This is a genomic window from Pseudoalteromonas sp. Z1A6 (genome assembly GCF_011378745.1).
Taxonomy (GTDB): Bacteria; Pseudomonadota; Gammaproteobacteria; order Enterobacterales; family Alteromonadaceae; genus Pseudoalteromonas; species Pseudoalteromonas arctica.
Window position 1 is genome coordinate 1 of record NZ_WTKW01000550.1, and the last position, 1,697, is coordinate 1,697.

Annotated in this window: 2 protein-coding genes and 1 pseudogene; all 3 read right to left on the reverse strand. The window is 32.5% G+C overall.

The features are described from left to right. Nucleotides 1–423, reverse strand: a pseudogene (locus tag GQR46_RS19365) (hypothetical protein); the annotation flags it as partial. Nucleotides 424–547: 124 nt separating this feature from the next. Next, on the reverse strand, nucleotides 548–964 hold the full coding sequence (locus GQR46_RS19370; RefSeq protein WP_165742162.1) for a hypothetical protein: 417 nt from the start codon (nucleotides 962–964) through the stop codon (nucleotides 548–550). A gap of 125 nt (nucleotides 965–1,089) precedes the next feature. After that, nucleotides 1,090–1,479, reverse strand: coding sequence for a hypothetical protein (locus GQR46_RS19375; protein ID WP_165742163.1), 390 nt, complete (start codon nucleotides 1,477–1,479; stop codon nucleotides 1,090–1,092). Nucleotides 1,480–1,697 lie beyond the last annotated feature (218 nt).

Below are 1,697 nucleotides of genomic sequence, written 5' to 3' on the forward strand. Positions count from 1 at the left end.
CGCCATATGAGCTAAAGCTTCTCCAATAGTATTAAATTCAGAAAATAGTTCAGTAAGTTTGTTTATATCGTTAAATGTGGATTTAGCTTTGACTTTTATAAAAGAGAAATCATTAATAGTGGCTTTTAAATCATCTAAAGTAAGTTCTGAGCAAGTTAAATCTAATACTCTTCCTTGAGCCAATAGGTGATTTTCAAATAAAGTAAAAGAGTAATCATGGAAAAATTTCTTTTCTGTAGCTTTACTGCTTGAAATTATCACATCAGCCAACACCTTACCGCTACCTACAGGTCCTTTTTGCGTTTCACTTTCATGATTATTTGTAGAATCTTCATTTAGCACATACTCTGTTATTCCTTCGAATATTTGGGAAGATAACGAGTACATTTTATCTTCATCTAAATATATAAAATTCTTTATCATGTATTCCGTTTCCTTGATTTATAATTTTCGTAATGTTTTTTTCTGGTATTAATAATCGACCAAACAACAGTAGAAACACCAACTAACCCCAAAATAAGCGTAATAGAGACAATAATGGTAGTAGTCATTCAGCTGTACCTCCATTTGCTACAGCTTTTGATATTCTATGGAACACAGAAAAACTAATTCCAAAAGAAACCAATGCTAAACCTACTGCACAGTTTTTTATTGCTTCAACGTTTATAAAATCGGGGACACCTTCACTGATCATTATTATTGCAAAAAGAACACTATAAAATGCAATAAATGCTATTGAAATGCCATTTTGAACAGTTTTCCATGATTTTTCATCATCAGCTAAATGCTCAATTTCATTAATATTGGAAATGTGTAGGATAAGTCCAAAAGCAATAAAGTCTGACGCCATTATTAAGCTAACAACTCCAGACTCAGTAACGCCCCATACAAAAAGCCTAGAAAGAATAGGAATCAATCCAACTAATACGGTATAAATGAGCCATTTTATTTTTTTATTTACCATTTATGATAAAACTCCATTGCCTGACTTGCCCTATAACGCCGTTTTAAGCAGCAAATTTCAGTTGGCTAAAATGTGTGAGGTACGAACAACAGCCAACTGTAATTTGTCCGACTTGAAAACCATTGTTAGGTGCTACTTTTCTCCGAACTAGAAGCTAAATTTTCTAGCATTGAAGCTAAAGCTTTCCCTACAGCCTTAAGCTCTATGTAACCAAAAATGACTCGTTCTTCTGCTTTTAATAAAACTTTATTATTATCTAAAGAGTGAACTTCCAGATCAAAACCAACTTTAGCGTAATGTTTTGGATTCGCTTTTTTACCAACAACAACCTGAGTAGCACGCAAATCTGAAAAGAAATCACCTTCGATTCGGAATTTTAATATTGAGCTATTACTATTTAAAGGTTTATGTTGTGACTTTAAGTTATCGATGAATTTATCATAACCATTTTTCAACTCAAAATTGAATTCGGCTTTAGCTTTTGGAGCAAGTAAATCTAAGATTAATGACACCATGCTATGAGTACACCTAACAACTTTGTATCCGATATTTGTCGCTTTACAAACCGACAAATGTCCAAATATTACAAAGGTTCTAATTTAACCAGCTAATAAGCACTTGTAAACAAATAGTTAGCCGGCATTTAAGTTTCCTTGATGTAGAAATACCCCAAAATGGTAGAGATCAGTAATATCGGACAAAAAAGTAATGAGCTATAAAAATAGGTGTAAGC

What these genes read in the sequence shown, in the direction of transcription:
- GQR46_RS19370 (WP_165742162.1), bottom strand. Translation starts at nt 964, where the DNA reads ATGGTAAATAAAAAAATAAAATGGCTCATTTATACCGTATTAGTTGGA.
- GQR46_RS19375 (WP_165742163.1), bottom strand. Translation starts at nt 1,479, where the DNA reads ATGGTGTCATTAATCTTAGATTTACTTGCTCCAAAAGCTAAAGCCGAA.